Below are 19,635 nucleotides of genomic sequence, written 5' to 3' on the forward strand. Positions count from 1 at the left end.
ATGAAAAAGATATTTTTACTAATGGCATTGCCATTGATATCCAATGTTTCGATATGGGCACAAACATTACAACTACCCAAAAATATACAATCTCCTAATGCTGCTTCTCTAGGAAAGTATGGTGATATCCCAATGGATCTCTCCTCTGGGAGAGCTAATGTGAACATACCTTTATATTCCCTAAATGAAAATGGTATTCCATTAGATATAAGTGTAAGCTATGATACAGGTGGGGTGAGAGTAGGGGATACTCCGGGATGGGTTGGACAAAACTGGACATTCAATGCAGGCGGTGTGATTGCGAGAGTGGTTAAAGGAACTTCATTTGACGAAAAATACACCAATGATGTTCCCATGGGTTCCAGCCAGTGGGGAATAGCAAGCGGTTATTATTACTATACTCCAGCACTTAACGGGAGCCAGTGGAATAGTGTTAGTAATATGACAACGGTCATAAAAAATGGAGGGGCAACCAATGCTGATTTTCCAGCAGCAGATCTGGAACCTGATATTTTTATTTTCAATTTCATGGGACATGTTGGGAAGTTCTTTTTAGGCTCTGATGGAGTATGGAAAGTATCATCCAAAGATAATATGAAGGTGGAGATCAATATGAATGATAAGATTACCCCAATGAACTTTCCTGCTACCAATAATTTCAATCAAAGGCCATTTTTAAAGGTTCTTGGTAAAATTACAATGATTGATGATCAGGGCAATAAATATATATTTGGAGGTATACAGGATAATATAGAATATACCATTCCCGATTTTTATAATCAACTGGTTAATCCGGTTATTGCAAATGCCTGGTATCTGTCAGAAGTGTATGATAAAGAAGGAACAAAGATTTATTCCTTTGAATATGAAAGAGGTGACTATATGGCATCTTTTTATAATACGAATTCGTTTAGCGGATATAGTAAACAGTTTGATGGTAATATATTCGTCCCGGGGGTGGGGTGTAGTGGTGGAAGCAGCATAAGCAATCAGGTCGTTGCTGCTGGACAACTTATCATTCCTACCTATTTGAAATCCATTACGACAAAATCTTCAACAACGATCAATTTTGCATCATCAGTTACCAATTCATTGAAATACAGATATAATAATGGAGATCCTACTCTGGATAATGCTTTCTCTAATGTCTTAAGCTATCTGGCTGGTTTTGCTTTACCGGGAGATCATGAAAATGCGATGTTCTATTATATCAAAAGATTACAGAATGGAGTTACCCCAAATCCCAACGTAACATCAGGACACTTTGACTCGTATATCAATGCATTGAAATGGAGGAAATTAGATGGTTTTGTAGCAAGAGACAGCCAAAATAATGTCTTAAAACAGGTTTCTTTCAGTTATAATAATATTCCCACTGAGAGATTGAAGCTGGAAAAACTGACTGTTGACAATCAATTTAATCATAGCTTTGAATACAATAACTTTAATCAGCTTCCAGGTCTGCTTTCGACTAATGTAGACCATTTCGGATATTACAAGTCTACTCCTTTTTCTCTGGATTATAATTCGCCAACAATTCATGAACCTTCAAGGGAAACAGATCCTGCAAAAGTATATTTTGGAACATTATCAAAAATTACGTATCCTTTGAAAGGCTATACCATGTTTGAATATGAGCCTCATACGTATTCCAAGTATCTTGATTCAAACAGCAGTCTGGTTTCTGGAAGTGGAATTATCGGAGGGGTAAGGATAAAGAAAATGTCTGATTTTAGTGATTCACAAAATAAGATTGTAAAAGAGTACAGTTACACCGTTGATGCGAATTCCTCAATATCTTCTGGAATACTTCTTCAAAAAAATGTATATTACGTAAAGAATTTTCTTATCCCTACTGAAAATGGTATTCCTTACTATCAAACCCAGTTCAGTATAGGATCTGTAGTACAGCTTTCCAACTTGATGGGACCCCAGATTGAGTATTCAACAGTGGTTGAAAAAACAGAGAATAATGGATATACAGTTAATAATTTTACTAATTATTCAGACTTTCCAAATTTACCCAATAGTGGAAAACTAGGCCAGAATAATTCCATTTTTGATCCCCATACGGAGTTTGGCTATAAAAGAGGTCTTCCGAAAGAGAAGAAGTATTATAACTCAGCTAATAGTCTTTTAAAAGAAGAAATTTTCACTTATAGTGAAACCTCTCCTCAAGCAGCAAGAGGCCTAAGTGGTAAATTTTTTCTTGCTTGTCCAGGATCTAATGGGCAGACTCTGGAATATGTTATTGCCGGAACCGCTTATGAATTATATTATTCTGACTTTAACCTGACTTCAAAAAAGACCAGGACTTATGGAAGTGGAGGGCAGTTTTTTGAGAAATCCGAAAGCAATAATTTTATAGATTATGGAAACTTTGGAGATAATTTCCTGAAGAGTAAATCATATGTAGATACTAATGGAAAATCAATATCGGATAATTATCTATATTCTTTTGATAAAAATGGTACTGATCCATATACTGCCATGGTCAGTCGACGAGAATACCCTGTTGTGGAAGCCAGTAAACTTGCCAACCAGGAGCTGTTAAACAAAACGAAGACAGACTACGCACTTGTATCTACTGTAGCTGCCAATGGAACTGCTGTGGCTTCCCGAATATTTCCTCAAAAAGTATCGGAAGCTAAGGGCAATAATGCACTTGACGAAAAGTTGATCGTTGATAAATATGATACTGACGGACATATTTTAAAGGCACACCTACCAACTGGAAACTATACCTACTATTATTATGGTTACGATAATAAATATCCGATATTGAAGATAGAAGGTGTTGAAATTACAGATGAAAGTACTGTTTTAGGATATTTGGCAACACTTAAGCCTCTGCTTAATGTAATTTCACCTGATTATACCCAAATACTTCAGCAACAAGCAAATATCATCAACGCTCTGCCTAATCATCTTTGTACGCTGTACACTTATAAGAATGAGTTTGGGGTTAGCAGTATTATGAATTCATCAGGTGTGATTGAATATTATAACTATGATAATATTGGACGATTGATGAATGTAAAGGATCAGAATGGAAAACTTGTAAAGAGTTATACTTATGAAATTAAAAACTGATAATCTGATGAAATCAACATATAAAATTGTATTATTGATACTTGTCTTTAGTACCTCAATAATCAAAGCTCAATTTTCGAATTATTCTAAATCTTACAATTGGAATCTGCTTACCACCTACTCCAATGGTGGTGGTGGTGGGGTAACATTGAGTATCACCAATAATGTGCTTAGTCTTAGTTTCAGTGCTGGCTTTACGGAAACCACTTTAAAACAAGGTAAAATAGCACCAACTGATTATGCGGGAACGCTTCCCAATACAGAAATTCCTATTCCGGCAGGAAATTTTTTTGCTGGTAAAGGGTACCGGTTTTTCATTGTGGATAATCAACTGGCCATTTATCATACCAGTCCTGTTTCTTTAACAGGGTTTTCGGGAACTATATCTGTGAATTTAACGACTCCGGTTTCCATCCCTACAGATATTTCAACATATCTTTCTAACTGGACTTCACAGAATAAGGTAATGTCGGTAAGTTATCTTACAGACCTGGGAGATTCCGGGAAGAAAAAGACTTCCATTGTGTACTATGATGGTTTGGGAAGGGAGTTGCAGAGCGTTGCCAAGGAAGCAACACCTTTAGGGAAGGATTTGGTGACTCTTTTTGAATATGATAACTTTGGTAGGAAATCGAAAGATTTTTTACCTGTTCCGACTGCACAAAATAATGGTCTTTTGGTTGATGCTGCGGTGTTGTCAGGTTTAGCATCATCTTTTTATAATGGTGAGCCTGCATTCTCAGAAAAAGTCTTTGAAGCCTCTCCGTTAAACAGAGTTTTGATGCAGTCAGCACCTGGAACAGTTTGGCAGAAAAACAGTGGACATGAAATAAAATTTACTGATGATGTAAATTTGACATCTGACGAAGTAAAAAAATATAATGTTGAACTGACATTTACTCAGGATATTTATAATCCTAAATTATTATTCAGTTCCAATTATAACGCAGGAAACTTAATAAAAAAAGTGACCAAGGATGAAAATTGGACCCCTACAAGTGGAAACAACAATACATCAGAAGAATTCATTAATAATGAGGGAAAAACTATCTTACAAAGAAAATATGTAGATGGAAAGAAAGCTGACACCTATTATGTTTACGATATTTATGGAAACCTTACTTATGTGATACCTCCTCTAGCTTCAGATGAAGTTAAAAGCTTGGCCACCGGTTTATTTCCTGATGTAACTCTTGATAATTTGTGTTATCAATACAAATATGATAAGAAGAACAGATTGGTAGAAAAAAGGGTTCCAGGGAAAGGATGGGAATATATGATCTATAATAAGGCCGATCAATTGGTGATGAGCCAGGATGCGAATCTTAAAGCTCAGGGTAAATGGCTTGTAACCAAATATGATCAGTTTGGAAGAGTTGCATTTACAGCTATAACCAATAATACGGGTACAAGACAATCTCTACAGACCACTATCACAGGATCTGCTTATACCTTTGAGATAAGAAGTGCCAACTCCTTTACCGTAAGTGCAATGCCAATTTATTATACAAATAGGGCGCTTCCGGGAAGTCTGGCACAGGTATTAAGCATTAATTATTATGATTCCTATCCTGCAGGATATACTTTTAATCCTGCTTTTCCAACGGATATTTTAGGAGAGCCTACACTAAATGCTATTCCTAGCGCAGAAGGGTTAAGTACAAAAAGTCTACCTGTCCTTAGCTTAGTAAAGAATATTGATGACGATAGCTGGTCGAAAGATTATACCTATTATGATAAAAAAGGAAGAGTAATTGGAAATCATTCTATCAATCATCTGGGGGGGTATACCCATATTGAATCCAAACTTGATTTTGCAGGGGTTACGAAGCAGACTGTAACAAAGCATAAACGATTAGATACTGATACTGAAAGAGTCATCACAGAAATGTTTGAATATGATAACCAAAACAGGTTATTGGTACAAAAACATCAGGTAGATAGCAACCCAACAGAGATTTTAGCCCAAAATACCTATAACGAAATTTCTCAGATTACCAATAAAAAAGTAGGTGGGACGGATCTTGCGAATCCATTACAATCTGTAGATTTCCAATACAATGTTAGAGGGTGGCTGACCAAGATCAATGATCCATCGGCTTTGAATGGGAAACTATTTGGGTATGAGGTCAGATATAACAATCCTGTGTATACCAACTTGTCTTCGGGAAGATATAATGGAAATATTACAGAAGTAGATTGGAGAAACGCTTCAGAGGGTGCTCTGAAAAGGTACTCTTATACTTATGATCCTCTTAACAGGCTGAAAGATGCCATCTATTCAGAACCAGGAGCTACTAACCCTTATAATAATAATTTCAATGAAAATCTGACTTATGATTTAAATGGAAATATTATGACCTTGAAAAGGAATGCTTATCCTGTATCAGGAACTACAGCAACACAGGTAGATGATCTTGAGTATAAATACACAGGAAATCGTCTGAATCAGGTGGTAGAAAACTCACCCAATCCATCAGGATATGAAGGCGGAAACAATATTATTGGCTATGACCTCAATGGAAATATGACCGATATGAAGGATAAGGGAATCCAATCCATTGTTTATAATCATATGAATCTGGCTGCTTCAATTAGTATGCAGTTTACTAATCCTGTTGGAAATATAAGCACAACCAATATAAGTCATTTGTATCGTGCTGATGGAGTGAAACTTCGTAAAACATATAGTCAGCAAGCTCATATGGGGCTACCAACAATTCGCATGACGGATTATTTGGATGGGTTTCAATATTCATATGAAGATGATGGTGGGATCTGCATCACATGTAAAACAGAAACAGCCTATGAAGAGCAGGCTTATTCAACATTTAAACCTGTATTTCCTCCTAGTGCAGCTTGGAAGTTAGATTTTGTAGATACTTCGGAAGGGTTTTACAGTTTTGCAGAAAACCGTTATATTTACAGTTATAAGGATCATTTAGGGAATGTAAGAGTAAGTTTTGGAAAGAATAATGCCGGGGTAGTTCAGACAATGGATGTTAATAATTATTATCCATTTGGGTTAAACCATATTGGAGGATCAAATTATTCAAACTTTGGAAGCTATTATAACTATAAGTTTGGAGGAAAGGAAATGCAGGAAACAGGCTGGCATGATTTCGGGGCGAGAATGTATCTGTCTGACCTTGGTAGATGGGGTGTAGTTGATCCACTTGCTGAAGTTTCGAGAAAATGGACACCATATCATTACGCCTATAATAATCCTATACACTTTATTGATCCAGATGGAATGTTATCTGTTAGTTCTTTACAAGAAATGTGGGATAATACTTCAGGTTCCAGTACTTGGACAAACAATGGAAATGGTACTTTTGAAGGTGGTGAGGACGACCCTAAAAAGAAAAATGCAAGAAAGGCAGGATCTATACCCGCGGGTATGACTGAAGAGGACGCACTTAAGGAAATTATCACTATTGATGGAAAGAAGTATCATAAAAATACTACTAATGTTGGAAGTGTAGCTTTAAATTGGTTGAATGGGTTAGCAGGAGGTGATGATGATTATTTTGTAGAACATAAAGAATATAATCCAGTACTAGATAATGAACTTAAAACCGGAGCAGAAGTAGGATCATACTTTATTGGCGGAGTAGGTGGAAAAGCAGGAACAAGAATTTTGACTGAAAAATTATTCGTACATAATTTAAAAAAAATAGGCTTTAAAGAATTACAAGTTGTAGTAAAAGGTTATTCTACTGAAATGAACGTTTTTTTCAAATCTGGAGGGAAAGAAATGGTTAGTAAAAAAGCTTTACAAGCCTACAAAGAATTGGCCACGAGGATAATTAATGGGACTGGAGGAGCTCCCGCTGGTAAAGCTACTGAAACAGCTCTTAAAGTTCAAGTTCAAAGACTAGAAATGATTAATAAAGCCTTAAAATAATATGGAAGATAAAGAAGAAAAGCGATTGATTTTATTTAGAGATCATTTTGAACATGAAGGGGTAGATAATTTTACAACCGCCAATAATTTTCAAATACAAGAATTTGAAAATAACAATAAGGTATTAATACCTTCAGATCTCAAGCAATATTTTATGTTAATAAATGGTAGTAATGGTAGTCCATTAGATAATTTATATGAATTTTATAGTATTGAAAGGATCAATACTGTATTTAATGAATTTAAAGATTGGGACGGAATACCAGAATATCATAGATTGGATTTTCAAAAACTTAAGAATGTCTTTATTTTTGGAAATTATGAATTCAATCTTTACTCTTTTGGAATAGAACTATTTGATACTTTACCTTCGACAAATCGCATTTTTACTTTTTGTGGAGAAGAATATAAAGTAGTTGCTAATAGTTTTGAAGATTTTACAGATATTTATCTTAACAATCAAGAAGAGATTTTCATATAAATATTATTCTGCATTTTGTTGTGCAAATTAGTAAAAATAAACCCCTCGCTTCAGAGGGGTTTATTTTTTTATAACTATTTATTTGTTTAAAAGTTTGAAATATTATCAACATTAAGTTGCTACCTTTTTTAGGACACGATTCTTATACCCTTTGCCTTTAATAATATGAAAAAGATCTGAAAAATTACAGTTTAGAGTTTAAGGTGTTACATCTTAAAAAAGGTGGTAGGTATGACGGATAAGATATGAATTTACCAAAGAAAGGTTTTCAATAGTCTCTTACATCTTACGATTGCAGCTTTCTTAAAGCTTTGATCAGCTTCTCTTTCTCCCCACTTCCCGTCGTAGAAAATCTTACTAAAGGAATCTTATACTTATCTAAAATCTCATTCTTCATACGATCTCTTTCGGCTTGTCGACTTTCCAGTTTATGGTATTCATATCCATCCACTTCTATGGCTAATACAGGATTTTTTCCCAACTTGTTATAAATCAGAAAATCAAGATGTGTGGCATGATGTCTAGCATATTTTTCTTCTTCAGGATTTAATCTGGAAAAATCCAATAGTAAATTTCTTAATGGATAATGGATAATAACACCAAATTTTGAAAATTGATCGTTGGACAATACTTCCCTGATTAACGCATACATTAGATTCTCACTGTCGAAAACAGATTTCTTTTTTTGTTCCGATAAAAGCGCTCTTCTTTTTTCTTCATATCCTTTGTACAGATAATCAAAAATTGAATGTATCTCACTGTTAATGGTCTTGAAATTGTTGTAATCAATATAACGGATCAGATCTGAGATGTTATTGTCATTTTCATTTTCATTCACCAATAAAATCAGCTGATCTTTAGCTCTGGAAATGGCTACATTCAGGCGGTTCGGGTTGTCGGTGAATTGTGAGATTTCATTATCTACTGTAGAGAGAATGATTACATCATTTTCTCTTCCCTGAAATTTATCTACCGTATCGGCTTTGATATCTGTTCCCTGAAAGGTTCTTTGCAGTGCTAAGGTTTGACTACGGTATGGTGTAACAATTCCCAAATTCACACACTCCAGCTTTTGCTGTGGAATGATTTCCTGGATAATTACATCAATCTGTCGCTGATTCTCTCTTTGCCGGGCATGATTGCCTTCAGTTGTTTTGTAGACTAATAAAGGCTCTCTTTCTGTCTGTCCTTCCGAAAGAATGATCAACTGATCGTTATAAAACTTACGGTTACAAAAATCAATGATTTTAGGGTGACAGCGATAATGTTCCTTTAACAGTGTTTTAGGTACCTTCGGAAATATTTCTGTCACGGAAGAAAGCAGGCTATGACTGGAATAACGATAAGGTTCCGGTATATCATAGTTCTTAAAGATCTGATCGGTATTTTCTGCTGTTTCAGAATCCACGACATTGGGAAGCTGTTTTAAATCTCCCACAATGACGGCCTGTTTTGCGCAGGATAATGCGAGTACACCCGTTGCAAGATCCACCTGCGAAGATTCATCAACAATCACATAATCGTAGACCACATTTTCAGCAAGGCTTCTTCTTAATGAGTAGGTCGTACTCATAATGATAGGGTAATCTTTAATAAATCCCTCTGATTTAAAACGAAGATCCCATTCGGTATATTCTGAGCGTTTTTCTCCTTTATATTTTTGGTAGAGTTTGTTTTTAAACAGCTGCATCGATCCTTCCGTATATTCTTTCATTTTATCATGGAAGGAAAAATGCTGTAACGTATTTTGCAGCTCCTGCTTTCTGAGACTAAGCTCTGAAATTTTTACCTCATAGTATTTTGACTGGACAATTCTGATCATTTCTTCATACGATAAGGTATAAAAAATCTTATCTCTCACCCCGTACAGAAAAGGGAATATCAGTTTGCGCCACCAGTAAAATCTCTTACCTGCTTTCTCATAGTCTTCCAATGTTATCCATAAAGAAAGCAACTGATCGGAGCTGACATTCTTTTTAAAACAGATTTCAGTTGCCAAAGCGATATCATCCGTAAAATGCTGATGCTCTGTTTGTATTTTATCTATTTCCAGGGCAAGCAAAGCTAATTCATTCTTTACTTCCAACTTTTCTGCAAGTTCAATAAAAAGAAAGGAAGTAGACTGTATAAGAGATTGTTCCTGTTCTTCCTTTAATCTAAAATCTGATAGATCAGGTATTTCAGTCTGAGCATCGATAAATTCTTTTTTATTCTGACTGCTTCCTAACAATGCCGCTATAAAAGAAACCCCATTGCTCTCCAATTTCTCAAAAACATTTTTCGTCGCCGAATTATTGCTTGAAACAACAGCCACACTCTGATTATTCATTACTGCATTGGCAATGATATTAAGAATAGTCTGGGTCTTACCTGTGCCGGGAGGACCTTCTATAACACTTAGTGGATTTGAAAACGCATTGTTAACTCCAGCTTTCTGACTCAGATTAAAACCAAAAGGAAAGATTTCAATAGGACAGGTGTGGTAATTCTTTTCGGGTTCTTTTCCATTAAGAAAATTGTACAGAATAGAAGTCTCAGGAATAAAACGAATACTCCCATAGCTATTGGCAAGAATATTATTACCTTCTTCTGTCTTCAAACCAACACTTTCTGCAATCGCCTTTAGATAAGAAAAAATATTTCCTGCGCTCTCACTTTGAATAGCAGATTTCACTATTTTAATTCTTTGTTGAGGATAAGAATAGGCTTTACCACTGCTTTTATACACCACGACACACTTATTGCCCTCAAAAGAATAAGAGTCTATTTCATCAGTTTTGTCTTTACCATCAATGTAGATTGCTTCTCTTCTAAAGGTATGTGGTGTGCTATTTTGCATTGTTATTAATTGCTTACAAATATAGCAACTTGCCTCTAAAATTTATATAAGAGAGTGAGTTATGAGTATGTCAATCCTTAAAGTGACGCTAGCCATACTTTATATAGGTTTTATACCACGTTTATATAGTTTCCAAAATTCGGAATTTAAAAATGTGATATTTAAATGTAATGATAGGTATCGCTTGACAGCCTTGGAAATACTTCTATTTGTTAGCATTTTCTTTATTACTTTCCAAATATTGATTGGCAGTCTCGCTTGTATTTTGCTTCAATTTCCTCTATTATTTCAATTGCGATGCCTTTAATGTCTGGATACATGGTTATATGGCTAATATTATACTGCTCTTTTAATTCTTTTTTTATTTGATATCGACAGGAACGTGGGATGAAAATTTTAACAATATCATTATGTAAAATTTCATATTCATCTATAGCCTTATAATCTCTACCAAAAAGCATAAATACACCTTCCTGACTGATTATTCGTGCGTCTTGATTGTCAGTTTTGACACAAATAGGGAAGGTAAGATTGTGTAAAGTGTCTAAATCAATCGAATAAATTTTTAATATGTCATCTTTTAGATTTTTGAATAGGTTTGTATTATCATTGATTAGCTTAGGATTAACAATATGAATTGAAGACCCTTCTTCTGAGTAACCACTAGATTCATAAAAACTTTCAATTTCATCCTCAGAATTCCAGTCTTCAAATTCGCTTGCATTTGAGACACTGAAATATAACGCAATTTTCGGATTTTTCGTGAAATCTAAAAGTCTTGTGGGTATATCATAATGTTGCATAATGTAAAGAAAATCAATAAGATTGTAATCTTTGCTTTTGTCTGGGAATTTGTTTTGATAATGGTTCATAAACTTGTCAATTGCTGCCAAATCTGATTTCATTACGGCTTCCGATTTCCGATATTGTCTACCATTAATTTCTCTGCCACTATAGTGAATCCCAATTTCCCGTTTTTCTCTAAAAAGTGAAGGTTCTAAAGAATACGATGATTTACTCATTCCTCTGTACCAGTTATTGACTTGGTGTGAATTATATTTGGAAACCATTTCCGTATATTCAGTAATGTTTTTTGCTACTTCTAAGATCATATTTATTTTGTTATTTTTATATTAGTTAAAAAATGAAAGAAAGTTGTTCTGATTTTATTTTGTAACTGCTATATTTTAATTGTGTTTATTTTACGCAAATATATAAAAAGAAAACTTGTCATGTAATTTTTGTGTTTAATTTACGCAAAATAACACGATGCTGTATTTTGTATAGAATTAGCAATCAATATCTGTAGTTGAAATTGTATTAGATTTAGGCATTAAATTATCTGCTAAAAGTGCTCAAATAAATTAATAATCATCTATATTTAGCAGATTAAAAGTTAACAAAATAAGAAAATCAACATTTTAAAAACTAATAATCATTGAAAAGTCTTAAAAATCGTGAGATAGCAATTGATCGAATTAATCATGCTCGCGAAAATAAAAGTAAATATTTAGATTTAAGCTTTCTTAATCTAAGTGAATTACCGGTGGCAATTTCAGATCTACATTGGCTGATAGAGCTAAATTTAAGTTATAATTTCTTTTCTGAAATGCCTAGAGATGTTGCAAAGTTAAAAAATTTGCAAATTTTGAATTTGTCAAATAATTATATATATAATATTGAGTTTGATCCGGATATAATTTATCAGCTTGAAGTTTTAAATATCTCAAAAAATTTCCTTTATGATTTACCAGACAGTCTAAATTATTTATCCTGTAATCAAATCTTTTTCAATGATAATCCTTTTTTAAACAACCTTCCAATTTCTCTCGAAGGTTATAATTTACAATATATTCAAGAATATTTAAACCAAGTAAAATATAGAGAAAAGCAGAGATTTTATGAAACTAAATTAATATTTGTTGGAAGAGGAGAGGTTGGTAAAACAACTTTAATGAAAGTAATAAAAGATCCCACACTAGCAATAGAATTGGGTAGCGAAGCTGTTACACATGGTATTACTATTGATAAAATGGAATTAGACGTTTTTTTTCCTGCACATCCTCCTCATTACAACAGTTATCACCAAATTGAAGATGTTTTTGAAGTTTTTTCAAAAGATGAAATTGAAGATTATGAAATTGATTTTGATGAAAGGATTGGTTCCAAATTTTACAGGTCTTTTTCTGAATCATTCAGCTTTTTAGAGGATGAGGCAAAAATGGAAATTATGATGCAAAACTCACTTGATAGCTCTTTCGAAATAAAAAAAGAGATTAGAGTCAATTTGTGGGATTTTGGTGGTCAAGAAATATATCATAGTACTCATCAGTTTTTTTTAACTAAAAGATCAATATACATATTTGTCTGGGAACCACGTAAAGATACATTTGAAGAGGATTTTGATTATTGGCTTAATATTGTAAACTTATTAGGTAACGGTAGTCCTATACTAATTGTAATGAATAAATCTGATGTGAGGTTTATCAGTATTGATGAAAAGAGATATAAAGAAACGTTCCCAAATATTGTTGGATTTTACCAAGTATCTTGTCTTACAAAGGAAGGTTTAAATACTTTCTTAATCAATTTAAATGATACTGTAAGAAGATTAGATCATATAGGTGAAGAATTACCTACGAGCTGGATTCAAATTAGGAAAAAATTAGGAGAAATCGATAAAGATTATATTTCAATCTCTGATTTTAAAAATTTATGTAAGGAAATCATTTATGATATTACAAGAACTCATTTGGAATTAATAAGTGATTATCTACATGATATTGGTGAAATAATCCATTTTAAAAATCTACCGCTTTTACGTAATATAATAATAATAAATCCACAATGGGCAACAAAAGCAGTATATTCATTGATTGACACAATAACCATTCAGAAAAATTATGGTGTATTTTCCTATTCTGATCTTGAGATTTATTTAGATTTGGAAAATTATCCTGTAGAGACTCATATACAACTGCTTGAGTTAATGGACAGATTTGAAATTTGTTTTAAGACGGTTGGGTCTTCAGATAAATATGTAATACCTGAACTTCTTAAAGATGAAGTACCAAATAATAATGCCACAGAGGAGCTGCTATCGCAAGAAAATATATTTAAGTTCCGTTATAAGTTTAATTTTTTACCCAACGGTATTCTTGGTCGGCTTATTTGTAAGCTTTTTTATTTACTTAATTCCGATAATTATTGGAAAAGTGGTGCTATTTTTAATTATAATTCATCTAGTGCGTTAGTTATTTCGGACAAATTTTCTAAAACAATAAACATCACTATAGCTGGCTCAGATAATAGAGATTTATATGGTTTAATAAAAAATGAACTCTTGCAAATTTTTCAGCTTTTTAAAATGCAGGATAGTAAGGACTATGATGAAGAATTTGCATGTAATTGTTCGTTATGTATTAATGAACAGAATCCTAATTACTTTCCCAATCCAGTATTAAAGAAGTTTATTGATACTGGGCGTTCTACAATTGATTGCTTTAAATCTGCATTAACAGTTGATATTAATGATCTACTTTTCAAATATCGTTCAACAAATGCAAGAAAAGATTTAATTTATGACATTATAGCAGCGATATCAAAGTTACAGGGTTTAAGTAAAATTATTGATAGACATGAGGATTCAAGAAACAGTTTTATTAGTAGTGAGTTATCAAGTATGGGGATTGTAAGTAAAGATCAATCGAGATATGGATTGTCTGCGACTGGTAAAACCACAGGTGAAATTGATATCAAAATAGAGTCAAATAATGGAAATGTTTTAACATTTTATGAAGGTATGAATTTAGAATATTTGAATAAAACCACAATAAAAAGTCATATTGCGAAACTTATTAATAACTATGATGTATTAGGAATTCCAGATAAGTTTTTAGGCTGTTATTGCACGGTTACAGATTTTACCAAATTAATAAATGACTATTTTGAATTAATAAAAAACTTACAAGTGGAAGAGATTGAATTAATAGACACAATAGATGTTACTAAAAATTTCACAGAACAATCTGAAATCAAAGTTTATAAGTCATATTACTTTAAGTCACAAAGAAAACTCTCATTAACACATTTTCTAATTCACATTCAATAAAATTTAAATTTTGAGTTGAAATTTTATTAATATAAATATTAGATTCTGGCAACAATTATATGGATGTTTTATCTCGAAAAATTAGATGAATAGTGTCCAAAATTCGTTAGCGAATGCAATTACTTGTTTCATAAAATCTACAGCAATTAAGTTAAATGAATTTTTTTTATTATTTTATCTAATTTATAAATTAAGTACACGAATCAGGTCTGTAAATATAGATAATCGGTATATTTGCAGACTGTCAAAATTTCTTTGTTAGACGAAATTTTGACATTTTAATCTGATTTTTTTATGCTACAAAATAACCCAATACTAAAAGCTTTAATTGACCGCCTTTGGAATAACTTCTGGAGTGGCGGTATCAGTAACCCTTTGACTGCCATTGAACAAATTACATATTTGATTTTTATGAAACAAATGGATGATTTGGAGGCTAAACGTGAACATGATGCAAAGTCTAAAGGAGAGGCTTATACCTCAAAGTTTGATGGTGTGTTTAAAGTGCCAGGAAGTGACGAAGAAATCAGCAAGCAGGACTTGCGTTGGACAACATTTTCAAAAAGAATGTCAGGCGAAGCACTTTTAAATCATGTACAAACCAAAGTATTTCCTTTTCTTAAGGAATTTGAAGGAGGATCTAAGTTTACCAAAGCTATGGCAACTGCTGTTTTTATTATGCCGAAGCCGTCTTTATTAGAAGAAGCCATTAAAATAATTGAAAAGATCTTTATTGAAATTGAAAAAGATGCCAATGAAGGTGGTCACGCCTTTCAAGATATACAAGGTGATGTGTATGAGATGTTATTGGGTGAAATTGCCAGTGCAGGTAAAAATGGACAATTTAGGACTCCACGTCATATTATTAAATTGATGATTGACTTAGTGCAACCTCAATTGGAGCAGCGAATTGTTGATCCTGCTTGTGGAACTGCTGGTTTCTTATTGGGAGCATATCAGTATATTTTGACTGATTTAGTTAAAAAAGATAATCCTGAAGCCTTGCAACCAGATGAAGATGGTTTTATGCGTGCCACGGTTTCAGCTACTTTAAATGAAAATTTAAAGCATATTGTTGAAGAATCGTTGTATGGCTATGATATTGATACTACTATGGTACGATTAGGATTGATGAACCTCATGATGCACGGTATTAACCAACCTAATATTGATTACAAAGATACATTAAGTAAATCCTATAATGAAGATTCGCTATATGATTTAGTACTTGCTAATCCACCTTTTACTGGTAATATTGACAAAGGTGATATTAATGAAAGTTTAAAACTAGGAACTACCAAAACCGAATTACTTTTTATCGAACGTATCTATACCATGCTAAAAATGGGAGGTAGTGCGGCAATTGTCATTCCTCAAGGTGTATTATTTGGTAGCGGAAAAGCTTTTGTGGAATGTCGTAAAATAATGGTGGAAAAAAGCGAATTGAAAGCTGTAATAAGTATGCCAAGTGGGGTGTTTAAACCTTATGCAGGAGTCAGTACTGCTATTTTAATTTTTACCAAGGGAGGCGAAACTAATAATGTATGGTTTTACAACATGAAAAATGATGGGTATACTCTTGATGATAAGCGTAATAAAATTGAAAAGAGTGATTTACTTGACATTGTTCAGAAATATCATAAACGTAATTCTTTACCAAGTACACATAATCAAAGAACAGTAAATTGTTTCAACATTTCAAAACAAGAACTTGTTGATAATAACTATGATTTAAGTTTTAATAAATATCAAGTACAAGTTTATGAAGAAGTTAAATTTGAAGAACCAAAAGTAATATTTAAAAAATTAGAAAATATTGAAGCAGATATTATTGAAGGAATTAATGAATTAAAAGAGCTATTTTAATGGAATTTGTAAAATTAGGTTCTGTTTGTAAATTGAGAAATGGTTATGCCTTTAAAAGTAAAAATTTTACTGAAAGTGGTGTCCCGATTATTCGTATTTCAAATATTAATGATAATGTAGTAACACCACAAAATTCAGTAAGAACTATTTATGAAAAACAATTTGATAATTTTAAAATAAGTAATGGAGATATTCTGATTGCAATGTCAGGAGCAACAACTGGTAAATATGGAATTTATAAATCTGACGAAATTGCATATCAAAATCAGCGAGTAGGATGTTTTAAGATATTAGATAAAAATAGATTAGATCAAGATTATCTATTTCATGTTTTAAATACCATTAATCCAATTATTAAAGCAATAGCAAATGGTGGTGCACAAATTAATATTTCTTCTATTTCAATTGAAGGAATAGAAATCTTTTTACCTTCGTTGAGTGACCAAATCCAAATTGCAAAAATTTTAACACAGGCAGACAAGCTAATCCAAAAGCGGAAAGAAAGTATAAAGCTTTTAGATGAGTTTTTGAAGAGTACTTTTTTGGAGATGTTTGGAGATCCTCTAAAGAATGAAAAGAAGTGGAAATATTTATCTGGTGAAAAATATTTAAGTAAACTTACTGTAGGGGTTGTTATTAAACCCGCATCTCATTATGTAGAAGAAGGAATTATAGCATTACGGTCATTAAATATTAAACCAAATAGAATTGATTTATCCAACCTTGTTTATTTTTCTAAAATAGCAAATGAAACTTTATTATCAAAATCAATCTTAAATGAAGGTGATGTAGTTTTTGTGAGAACTGGTATGACAGGAACAGCAGCGATTATTCCTAAAGAATTGGATGGTTGCAATTGCATTGATTTAATTATAACAAGACCCAAAGAAGATTTAATTAATTCTAAATATTTAGTTTTCTTTTTCAATTCTGATATTGGTAAACGAATAGTTCTATCCAATGAAGTGGGTGGAATTCAAAAACACTTTAATGTTAATGCATTAAAAAAAATAAACATACCTATTCCTCCTATTGAACTCCAAAATCTATTTGCTACAATAGTTGAAAAAGTTGAGAGTTTAAAAAAGAGTTATGAGTCTAGTTTACTAGAATTAGAGAATATGTATGGGGTTTTGAGTCAAAAAGCTTTTAAAGGCGAAATAAATTTAAATAAAATAAATTTAGAATTATCTAAGACCGAATTAAAAACATCTATTGCAGGTTCTTTAGAACCACATATTGAAACAGAAAACCTTCCGGTTTTTCCTGAAAAAGAGAAACACATAAAAGATATGTCACTCGATGAATATTATGGAATTCCCAAAGAAATAGTAGCAAAATATGGAAGTATAGAAGACCACGATCAGGACCAGGAATTTTTACTTAAAAAGATTTTTTATAACAGACCAGTAGATTTATCAAGACTTGAAGAAATTTATAATAAAATCTATTCTCATCATGGTCAATATTTTGAATTTGAAGATTGGAAAAAATTTATTTTTGAAGAAATTTCAAAACCTAAATCATTTTTAAAACAAAAATATAATTCAGAAACAAATCAATTAGAAATAGTAATTAATGAAATTAAAAAGGCTTAAATTAAATTCCCAATTTAGAAGCCTACAGGCAGGCTTTGAAATAGACTTTCTAAATGATTACAATTTAGATAAGTTATGGGATTTTTTACCTTACTGTTTGGTAGGTAGAAATGGTTCAGGAAAATCAAATATACTTGAAGTCTTAGCAGAAATTTTTTATCATATTGAATGTATCTATTTGGATTTTAAACCCGAGGGTTTTAGTGGAGAAGGAAAATTTAAAAATGTACATACTGAAGGTTTTTTTGCTGAAAGTTGTAATCCTGATGCTTTTGAGTTGGAATATTATTATTACATCAAAGGAGATTTTTCTAGAAAGCATTTTAGCTCTTCTTTTAATATTGGCTATGATGCACATATTAAAATTGACAAAAAAAGTAATGAATCTCCAAAAGTATATTGGTTAAATAGAGCAGAATGTGTTAAAAGCGGAAATATATTATTAGAAAGAAAAGAAGTCAAAGATTTTTTACCCGACTTTATTGTTGCTTATTCGTCAGGTGAAAATCAATTAATAAATCTTCCCTTTTTTAAAATGCGATTTATACAATATGATGAATATTTGTACAGGTTGATCAAAGATTTAGACTACATTAAACCTGAGAGTAGATTTGTATATTTGGATGACTACTACAATCAAGCTGTCCTGTTATCTATTTATTTATTACGTGAAAAAGAATCACTGCTTCCCTTTAAGAATGAATTAGGACTTGACGATATTAAATCTTTTAGATTGATAATAAAAAAGGATGAATTTGAAAAAGTTCATAAAGATGTTTTCCAAACAATTCCGGTAGAAGAAAGGAAAAATAAAAACAACATTACCCGTGAACTGACATCTTTGATAAGTAAATCGATTGAACGATTAAAAGCTTGCAGTACAACCTCATATTACAACTATGATACAAAAGAGTTGATTTTAGATTATTTTGTGGATAAACAATGTAGACAAGCCTTCAAATTTCATTTTGCAGATGATGCTTTCGAGTTGTTTAGAACTTTCCAAGTTTTACTTAACTTGAATAACTATAAAACTACAAAAAAAATAAAACAAAAAGTTTATCATTCTAAAAATATTTACATCAATCAAGATGTAATTCCTTTACCGTATGATGAGGAAAGAATTTTTAGATTTAAGGATGTTATTCTAAAGAAAGATAATGTTGATGAGGTAATTTATACAAAATCTTTATCAGATGGTGAATATCAATTTATCCATTGCATAGGTTTATGTTTGTTGTTTAGGGATACTAACTCTTTGTTTTTGTTAGATGAACCAGAAACCCATTTTAATCCTGATTGGCGCTCCAATTTTGTTTCAACGTTAAGAGATTGTCTCAAACAAGATCAAACAAGCTCATTAGATAATAGGAGAGATCTACTTATCACATCTCACTCACCGTTTATCATATCAGATTGCCAACCAGAAAATGTTATTATTTTTAGAAAAAAAAATAGCAAGGTAGAACATCAAACGGCGAAAGACAAAGGGATAAGAACTTTTGGAACTTCAGCTAATATTATAACGGAAGAGATTTTTGGTAAAAAAGAGTCTATCTCTAAACTTTCATTAGAAATTATTGAAAAGATTAAAAACATGCCTTTAAATAGTCCTGAAAATATATTAGCTGCTAAAGAAGAAGCAAGAATATTGGGAGAATCTGTAGAAAAAGTATTGTTATTTAGAGAGCTGATTATCAGAGAAAATGAACTTAATAAGCAAAATGATAAATAGTTATA

Annotated in this window: 9 protein-coding genes; 7 read left to right on the plus strand and 2 right to left on the minus strand. The window is 32.2% G+C overall.

Annotated features, from left to right (window positions below; translation table 11 throughout):
- The 3 genes from AB1278_RS09940 to AB1278_RS09950 are packed head-to-tail and all read left to right on the plus strand — an operon-like array spanning position 1 to position 7,481.
- Entirely contained in the window at positions 1 to 3,093 is a 3,093-nt protein-coding gene (locus tag AB1278_RS09940; RefSeq protein ID WP_429814055.1) for a hypothetical protein, read from the plus strand.
- Positions 3,077 to 7,000: a DUF6443 domain-containing protein gene (locus tag AB1278_RS09945; RefSeq protein WP_411412978.1), complete on the plus strand. Its 3,924-nt coding sequence runs from the start codon at positions 3,077 to 3,079 to the stop codon at positions 6,998 to 7,000. Before AB1278_RS09940 ends, AB1278_RS09945 begins: the two co-directional genes overlap by 17 nt.
- A 1-nt stretch (position 7,001) precedes the next feature.
- Positions 7,002 to 7,481 carry an SMI1/KNR4 family protein gene (locus tag AB1278_RS09950; RefSeq protein ID WP_411412979.1) on the plus strand — a complete coding sequence of 160 codons (480 nt, stop codon included), beginning with the start codon at positions 7,002 to 7,004 and terminating at the stop codon, positions 7,479 to 7,481.
- Positions 7,482 to 7,767: 286 nt separating this feature from the next.
- On the opposite strand, the gene AB1278_RS09955 is transcribed toward AB1278_RS09950, so the two are convergent.
- Positions 7,768 to 10,320, minus strand: a complete 2,553-nt coding sequence (locus tag AB1278_RS09955) for an AAA domain-containing protein (protein WP_429814059.1) — start codon at positions 10,318 to 10,320, stop codon at positions 7,768 to 7,770.
- Between the two features lie 227 nt (positions 10,321 to 10,547).
- Entirely contained in the window at positions 10,548 to 11,432 is an 885-nt protein-coding gene (locus tag AB1278_RS09960) for an FRG domain-containing protein (protein WP_429814062.1), read from the minus strand.
- A gap of 326 nt (positions 11,433 to 11,758) precedes the next feature.
- On the opposite strand from AB1278_RS09960, the gene AB1278_RS09965 reads away from it, so the two are divergent.
- The 4 genes from AB1278_RS09965 (at position 11,759) to AB1278_RS09980 (ending at position 19,630) form a co-directional block, all read left to right on the plus strand.
- A complete protein-coding gene (locus AB1278_RS09965) occupies positions 11,759 to 14,431 on the plus strand; it encodes a COR domain-containing protein (protein ID WP_429814065.1) in 2,673 nt (890 codons plus the stop codon).
- 294 nt (positions 14,432 to 14,725) lie between these two features.
- The gene (locus AB1278_RS09970; RefSeq protein ID WP_429814068.1) at positions 14,726 to 16,297 is read left to right on the plus strand and encodes a type I restriction-modification system subunit M; all 1,572 of its coding nucleotides are present in this window, start codon (positions 14,726 to 14,728) and stop codon (positions 16,295 to 16,297) included.
- On the plus strand, positions 16,297 to 17,895 hold the full coding sequence (locus tag AB1278_RS09975) for a restriction endonuclease subunit S (RefSeq protein ID WP_429814071.1): 1,599 nt from the start codon (positions 16,297 to 16,299) through the stop codon (positions 17,893 to 17,895). The genes AB1278_RS09970 and AB1278_RS09975 overlap by 1 nt, the downstream gene beginning before the upstream one ends.
- On the plus strand, positions 17,876 to 19,630 hold the full coding sequence (locus tag AB1278_RS09980; protein ID WP_429814074.1) for a restriction system-associated AAA family ATPase: 1,755 nt from the start codon (positions 17,876 to 17,878) through the stop codon (positions 19,628 to 19,630). The genes AB1278_RS09975 and AB1278_RS09980 overlap by 20 nt, the downstream gene beginning before the upstream one ends.
- Positions 19,631 to 19,635: the final 5 nt, after the last annotated feature.

Origin of the sequence: Chryseobacterium sp. NRRL B-14798 (genome assembly GCF_050470705.1) — a bacterium.
In the GTDB taxonomy this organism is placed as follows: domain Bacteria; phylum Bacteroidota; class Bacteroidia; order Flavobacteriales; family Weeksellaceae; genus Chryseobacterium; species Chryseobacterium cupriresistens.

Excerpts from the sequence above, each read along its gene's own strand:
- AB1278_RS09955 (WP_429814059.1), bottom strand. The coding sequence starts at position 10,320 with ATGCAAAATAGCACACCACATACCTTTAGAAGAGAAGCAATCTACATT.
- AB1278_RS09945 (WP_411412978.1), top strand. The coding sequence starts at position 3,077 with ATGAAATTAAAAACTGATAATCTGATGAAATCAACATATAAAATTGTA.
- AB1278_RS09980 (WP_429814074.1), top strand. The coding sequence starts at position 17,876 with ATGAAATTAAAAAGGCTTAAATTAAATTCCCAATTTAGAAGCCTACAG.
- AB1278_RS09975 (WP_429814071.1), top strand. The coding sequence starts at position 16,297 with ATGGAATTTGTAAAATTAGGTTCTGTTTGTAAATTGAGAAATGGTTAT.
- AB1278_RS09950 (WP_411412979.1), top strand. The coding sequence starts at position 7,002 with ATGGAAGATAAAGAAGAAAAGCGATTGATTTTATTTAGAGATCATTTT.
- AB1278_RS09940 (WP_429814055.1), top strand. The coding sequence starts at position 1 with ATGAAAAAGATATTTTTACTAATGGCATTGCCATTGATATCCAATGTT.
- AB1278_RS09960 (WP_429814062.1), bottom strand. The coding sequence starts at position 11,432 with ATGATCTTAGAAGTAGCAAAAAACATTACTGAATATACGGAAATGGTT.
- AB1278_RS09970 (WP_429814068.1), top strand. The coding sequence starts at position 14,726 with ATGCTACAAAATAACCCAATACTAAAAGCTTTAATTGACCGCCTTTGG.